The organism is Allobosea sp. 10L417 (assembly GCF_056395485.1).
This window is the reverse complement of record NZ_JBFTJP010000018.1, coordinates 38,885-45,208: the sequence shown is the minus strand read 5'-3', so window position 1 is coordinate 45,208 and position 6,324 is coordinate 38,885. Positions and strand designations below refer to the sequence as shown.

The following is a 6,324-nucleotide window of genomic DNA, read 5'->3' as shown; positions in this document are numbered from 1 at the left end:
CAAAAGGTCCCATATCCTTACCGCGGGGTGGAGCAGCCCGGTAGCTCGTCAGGCTCATAACCTGAAGGTCGTCAGTTCAAATCTGGCCCCCGCAACCAAACACAAAAACCCGTCGCAAGCAGCGGCGGGTTTTTGCGTCTAAAATCCAGAAAAAAACAAGAGAAAAGAACCCCTACAATCCGCCAAAGCGGAACACCCCACGCACCAGCACTTCAAAGCCACACTTGATCGCCGACCACATCAGGGGGCCGGCCAACGGCTTGACCGTTCGGCAGGAACGCTGCCTAGTCTGGAACTGGCTGTCACAGCTCAGCATCATTCCCGCACGATAACGCGATGTCGGGACAGAGTGGCGTGGTGATCGGGGGCGGGCATGCGTGTTGCGTTACTTCACAAGGCCGGGCTCCGGTCTTTCTCGGCGGGAGCCGCAGCCCTGCTGCTCGCGGGCTGCGCCGGGGATGTGAAGGGGGTGCTCCTGCCCGTGAGCTCGGCGGCTACGGATACGAGCAAGGTCACCATGCTGGTGGCGACGACGCGCGCGCCCGACGAGGACGCCGGCATCCTGTTCTCCGGCGAGCGCGGCAAGCCGTCTTTCGCTGAAATTACCGTTTCGCTGCCGCCGGCATCCCATCGCAAAATCGGTGAGGTGCAATGGCCGAACCGCCTGCCCGGCAATCCCGAGACGGACTTCGTCACGCTCAACGTCGAGAAGCTCGATCAGGCGCAGGCCATCTCGCTATTTCATAAGGCCGTGACCAAGGTGCCGAAGCGCCGGGTGATGGTGTTCATCCACGGCTTCAACAATCGCTTCGAGGATGCGGTCTATCGCTTCGCGCAGATCGTGCACGACTCGAATGCGAAGGTCGTGCCGGTGCTCTTCACCTGGCCGTCGCGCGGCTCGATCTTCGCTTATGGCTACGACCGCGAAAGCGGCAACTACTCCCGCACCGCGCTCGAGAACCTCCTGCAAAGCCTGGCCCGCGATCCGGCGGTTGGCGAAGTCTCGATCCTCGCCCATTCGATGGGCAACTGGGTGACGATGGAGGCGCTGCGCCAGATGGCGATCCGCAACGGCAGCATCCCGCCGAAGATCGCCAATGTCATGCTCGCTGCGCCGGATGTCGATGTCGACGTCTTCCGCAGCCAGATCGCCGATATCCATGGCAAGCGGCCTCGGTTCACCGTGTTCGTCTCGCAGGACGACCGGGCATTGGCCGTGTCGCGGCGCGTCTGGGGCAGCGCCGCACGGCTCGGCGCCATCGATCCCGATGTCGAGCCTTATCGGAGCGAGATCGCCGAATACGGCATCACGGTCCTCAACCTCACCAAGCTGCGCTCCGGCGACAGCCTGAACCATGGCAAGTTCGCCGAGAGCCCGGAAGTCGTGCAGTTGATCGGCTCGCGTCTGGTCGAGGGGCAGCCGATCACGGATTCGCGGGTCGGCCTGGGCGAGCGTCTGATGGAGGTGACCGCCGGCACCGCGGCGGCTGTCGGCACGGCAGCGGGCCTCGCGATCTCGGCGCCGATCGCCGTCGTCGATCCCCACACGCGCCGGAATTTCAACGACACGATCCAGCAGGTCGGTCGCTCCGTATCCGATGCCGGTCAAGCGACCGGGGATGCGGTCGCCGCCCCGTTCGAGGGGACTGGGCAGTCGGGCCGTTGAGAATGAAGCCCGCGCGCATCGGCATCGGTTGGCGCTGACGCGGGGCTTCCCCTTCACGGAGGCTCTTCCTCGTCGGCCGGCGGAGGGCTAACCACGAAGGGTATCGGGACGCGGTCCCAAGCGTCCGACAGCTTCGAGGCCGCCATGCAGCATGCTTCCGACCACAACGACATTCGCGATGCGGTTGCGAAGCTCTGCGCGGACTTCCCGGGCGAGTACTGGCGCAAGCTCGACCGCGAGATGGCCTATCCCGCGGCGTTCGTCACGGCGCTGACTGAAAGCGGCTTCCTCTCGGCGCTGATCCCGGAGGAGTATGGCGGCGCCGGTCTGCCGCTCTCGGCTGCGGCCGTGATCATGGAGGAGATCCAGCGCCAGGGCTGCAACGGTGCCGCCTGCCATGCCCAGATGTATGTGATGGGCACGGTGCTGCGCCACGGCAGCGAGGATCAGAAGCAGCGCTACCTGCCGAAGATCGCTTCCGGCGAACTGCGCCTGCAGGCTTTCGGCGTTACTGAGCCGACCAGCGGCACCGACACCACCGCCCTGCGCACCACCGCGCACCGCGAGGGCGACCATTACATCGTCAACGGCCAGAAGATCTGGACGAGCCGCGCCGCACAGTCGGACCTGATGGTGCTGCTCGCCCGCACCACGCCGCGCGATCAGGTGCAAAAACGCACCGACGGGCTCTCGGTCTTCATCCTCGACATGCGCGCGGCGCTGAAGGACGGCCTGACCATCCGGCCGATCCGCACGATGATGAACCACGCCACCACCGAGGTCTTCTTCGACAATGTGAAGGTTCCGGCCGAAAACCTTGTCGGCGAGGAGGGCAAGGGCTTCCGCTACATCCTCTCCGGCATGAATGCCGAGCGCATCCTGATCGCGGCCGAGTGCGTCGGCGACGCCAAGTGGTTCATCGACAAGGCCTCGAACTACGCCAGGGAGCGGCATGTCTTCGGCCGGCCCATCGGCCAGAACCAGGGCATCCAGTTCCCGATCGCCAAGGCCTACGCCAATATGCGCGCCGCCGAACTGATGGTGCGCGAGGCGATCCGGCTCTACGAGGCCGGCGCCAATCCCGGTGCCGAGGCCAATATGGCGAAGATGCTTGCGGCGGATGCCTCCTTCGAGGCAGCCAATGCCTGCATCCAGACGCATGGCGGTTTCGGCTTCGCCGAGGAATACGATGTCGAGCGCAAGTTCCGCGAGACACGGCTCTATCAGGTGGCGCCGATCTCCACGAACCTGATCCTCTCCTATCTCGCCGAGCACGTGCTGGGCATGCCGAGGTCCTATTGATGGCTGCGTCCGGCATCTCCGAACTCGACATCGATCACTTGCGCGGCTGGATCGGCCGCGAGGATATCGGCGTCGACATTGTCAGCGAGGATCTGGCGCGGAAGTATCACGCGACCTTCGATTATCCCGGCGAGGCGCCGCAGCACGGCGAAATCGTTCCGAGGCTGATCCATTTCTGCCTGGCCCAGCCGGCGGCTCCGACCGGCACGCTCGGCCCGGACGGGCACCCCGCTCGGGGCGGCTTTCTGCCGCCCGTGCCATTGCCTCGCCGGATGTGGGCGGGCGGCGCATTCGCCTTCTCCGGCGATCTCAGAGTGGGTGATGTCGTCAGGCGCACCTCCCGGATTGCCGATGTCATGCTGAAGAAAGGGCGCACCGGGCCGCTCTGCTTCGTCACCGTAGAGCACCGCGTCGAAGCGAATGGAGTGCTCGTGCTGCAGGAACGGCAGGACATCGTCTATCGCGGCCTCAAGAGCGCCGCGGGCGCGACAAAGCAGCCGCCCCCTGCCGAGCAGGGCGCTCATCAGCGGCCGATGCGCGCCGAGGCGCCGCTGCTGTTTCGCTATTCCGCGCTGACGTTCAACGGCCATCGCATCCATTACGATCGCCGCTATGTCACGGAGGTCGAAGGCTATCCTGGTCTCATCGTCCACGGTCCGATGCAGGCCGCCCTGCTCTGCAACTACGCCGCCGAGCTGCGCGGCGCCCCGCCTCGGCGCTTCAGCTTCCGTGGCCTGTCGCCGCTGTTCGACGATGACGCCTTCGCATTGCACGCGACGGAGGAGGGGGCCGGCTTGAAGCTCTGGACGGCGAAGCAGAACGGCACGCTCTGCATGACGGCGGAAGCCTCCTGGTCGTAAGGGCGGCCGCCGGTCAGCCGGATCTGGCGATCGACGGCATCGCCTTCTCGGCCGCGCGCTGCCTGGGCCAGACCACGGCCCAGCTGCCGATGAGGACGATGACCTCCGACAGCGCTCCGCCGAGAAGCACCCAGGAGGGAGCGGCCGTCAGCAGCAGGACCAGCACCACCATCATGCCGATGGCGGCGGCTATCGCCGAGAGGATCGCGATCGAGCGGAAATCCTGGGCGATCTCGAGCCAGATGCGGGGCATGACATAGAGCAAGGGCATGCCGCTCATGACCCATGCCAGCACCGATATCTTGAAGAAGCGGGTGTCCTCGAGGCTTTCCGGCAGGATGAGCGGGAGCGCGAGCAGAATGACGATCCCGTAGACGACGCCCAGCGCCGCCAGCGGTATCGGCCAGTAGCGCAGCAACCGCCCGACCTTCCCGGAGTCGCGATGGGCCATGAGCGCCGTCATCTCCGGATGCATCATATTGGCGAAGGCGGTGGAGACGATGCGCAGCGGCACGAAATTGACCAGCGCAGCCGCGATCGGCGCATAGGCTGCCGGCCCCGCTATCGTGGCTACCAGCAGCGCCATCCCCTGGCCCTGGAGGTTGGTGATCGTCACGCTCAGCAGCGACCATTTCAAATCCCGCCAGAGCTTGCGATAACGCCGCCAGACATGTGTGCCGAAGCTCAACCGCACCGGCCGCCGGCCGAGCGCGAGCATCACGGCGATGCCAAGCGCGTTGGCCGTCATCATGACGAGGAATGTATGCTGCAGGATATGGGTGTCGTTCCACACGACCCATGCTGCGCCGAGCGAGCCGCTGATCGTGAACGTCAGATCGCTGGCGCTGACCAGCATCTGCCGATTGCGGGCGAAGAAGACCGTGCGGATATGCGCGCGTGCGGTCCACAGAGCGACGAAGGCGCCGCCGCTGAAGGCGCCTTCCGGAAGCCAGCCGCTCAGGGCGAAGGCGACGCAGACGCCGAGCAGTGCCGACAGCAGCGCGGCTGCCGAGCCGAAGGTGATCTCATAGGCCCCGGCCGCGCCGACGCTATGGCTGCGGGCGATGAAGATGCTCGCCGGGAGAGCCGTCAGTGCGCGGATATAGGTGAGGCCGATGCCGCCGACCACCATGACCAGCGCGAAGACGCCGTAATCCCACGCGGATACGGAGTGCAGCAGGACGAGGTTGAGGCCCAGGTGAAACGCGCTCTGCATCGCCTCGCCGCCGACCATGACGACGAGCTTCAGGATCAGACGGCGCAGGGATTCGAAGTTCATTGCTGAGCCAGCCGGCCGCGGGAGAGCATGTCCTCGACAACCGCGCCGATGGCGCGGGCGACGGCGTGATCGCTGAACAGCGCCGAGAAGCGTTCGCGGCCCGCACGCGCCATGGGGGCGAGCATCTCCGGCGCGAGGACCACCTGCTTCAGCGCTTCTGCGAGGGCATCGGGGTCGCCGGGCGGCAACAGCCGGCCGGTCACACCGTCCACGACCACCTCCTGCAGGCCTCCGATCGCCGAAGCCAGCGGCGGCCGGCCGAACGCCATGGCTTCGATCGCGACGCGGCCGAGCGACTCCGGCCGGCGCGACGGCACCACGACGATGTCGGCCCACTGATAAAGCGGTGTGGGATCGTCGCGGAAAGGCTCGACCTTCACCTGCGGGTCGAGACCCGCGCTCGTCACCGCCTCGTGCAACGCCTGTTCGAGGGCGGGATCCTCGAATGCGCTGCCGACGATGCGGACCTCGAGCCGGTCTCGCAGATCCCGGGGCAGGGCACTCACCGCCGCGAGCAGGATTTCCTGGCCCTTGATGCGGTTGATGCGGCCGAGCATGAGGACACGCAGCCGCCGCCTGCCATCATAATCTGTGGGCGCCCAGTCGGCCGGCCCGGCCACGCCATTGTAAATGACATCCGCTTCATGGCCGTCCGGGAGCGGGAAGGCAGAGCGCGTCGCCTGAGAGTTGAAGATCAGCCGCGCCCGGCCCCAGAGGATCAACTGGCGCAGGAGCGTGCGCGTCATCCCTTCCGGGATTTCGTGGATATGCTGGATTGCCTTGCCGGCAAAGAATCGTGCGGCAAGCACATGGTCAACGATGACCGAGGTATTGATATAGACGAGGTCGCAACGGCGCATTCGCCGGGCCGCGCGCAGCATGGCGCGCGGCAGTTCGATCGGCGCCATGGCCATCAATCTCGGCAGATTCCTGCGGCGCAGCACCCATAGCGGTTCGATGACGATCCGGCTGGCGATCGGCTGGAGCAGGCTGAGGATCGGACCTTCGCGCGGGAGCACGACCTCGATATCGGCGGCCGGGTAGGCTTGGCGCAAGGCGGCTACGCTCTCGGCGAAAGCGCGATCCGACCCGTAGAGTTCATAGCCCTGATGAATGCAGGCGATACGCAGCGTCACAATCCGTTTCCATTCGAGGACGCCGCCATCGCGCTTCCACCGATCCGCATGGCCGGAAAGCGCGTCCTAACCATCTTCGAT

5 protein-coding genes and 1 tRNA gene are annotated in these 6,324 nt (G+C 65.8%); 4 read left to right on the top strand and 2 right to left on the bottom strand.

The window, feature by feature from the left end:
• Positions 1-21: 21 nt before the first annotated feature.
• The 4 genes from AC1DE3_RS26960 (at position 22) to AC1DE3_RS26945 (ending at position 3,828) form a co-directional block, all read left to right on the top strand.
• Positions 22-98 (top strand) — tRNA-Met (locus AC1DE3_RS26960).
• Between the two features lie 275 nt (positions 99-373).
• Entirely contained in the window at positions 374-1,666 is a 1,293-nt protein-coding gene (locus tag AC1DE3_RS26955; RefSeq protein ID WP_441513528.1) for an alpha/beta hydrolase, read from the top strand.
• A gap of 144 nt (positions 1,667-1,810) precedes the next feature.
• Positions 1,811-2,968, top strand: coding sequence for an acyl-CoA dehydrogenase family protein (locus tag AC1DE3_RS26950; protein ID WP_476781193.1), 1,158 nt, complete (start codon positions 1,811-1,813; stop codon positions 2,966-2,968).
• Positions 2,968-3,828: an HTD2 family dehydratase gene (locus tag AC1DE3_RS26945; RefSeq protein ID WP_476781192.1), complete on the top strand. Its 861-nt coding sequence runs from the start codon at positions 2,968-2,970 to the stop codon at positions 3,826-3,828. Before AC1DE3_RS26950 ends, AC1DE3_RS26945 begins: the two co-directional genes overlap by 1 nt.
• A gap of 13 nt (positions 3,829-3,841) precedes the next feature.
• Here AC1DE3_RS26945 and AC1DE3_RS26940 read toward each other — a convergent pair whose 3' ends face one another.
• Together AC1DE3_RS26940 and AC1DE3_RS26935 are read right to left on the bottom strand one after the other, a co-directional pair.
• Complete coding sequence (locus tag AC1DE3_RS26940; protein ID WP_476781191.1) at positions 3,842-5,107, bottom strand: MATE family efflux transporter; 1,266 nt, start codon at positions 5,105-5,107, stop codon at positions 3,842-3,844.
• Entirely contained in the window at positions 5,104-6,126 is a 1,023-nt protein-coding gene (locus AC1DE3_RS26935) for a glycosyltransferase family 4 protein (RefSeq protein ID WP_476781190.1), read from the bottom strand. Before AC1DE3_RS26935 ends, AC1DE3_RS26940 begins: the two co-directional genes overlap by 4 nt.
• Between the last annotated feature and the right edge of the window lie 198 nt (positions 6,127-6,324).

What these genes read in the sequence shown, in the direction of transcription:
- AC1DE3_RS26955 (WP_441513528.1), top strand. Translation starts at nt 374, where the DNA reads ATGCGTGTTGCGTTACTTCACAAGGCCGGGCTCCGGTCTTTCTCGGCG.
- AC1DE3_RS26950 (WP_476781193.1), top strand. Translation starts at nt 1,811, where the DNA reads ATGCAGCATGCTTCCGACCACAACGACATTCGCGATGCGGTTGCGAAG.
- AC1DE3_RS26945 (WP_476781192.1), top strand. Translation starts at nt 2,968, where the DNA reads ATGGCTGCGTCCGGCATCTCCGAACTCGACATCGATCACTTGCGCGGC.
- AC1DE3_RS26940 (WP_476781191.1), bottom strand. Translation starts at nt 5,107, where the DNA reads ATGAACTTCGAATCCCTGCGCCGTCTGATCCTGAAGCTCGTCGTCATG.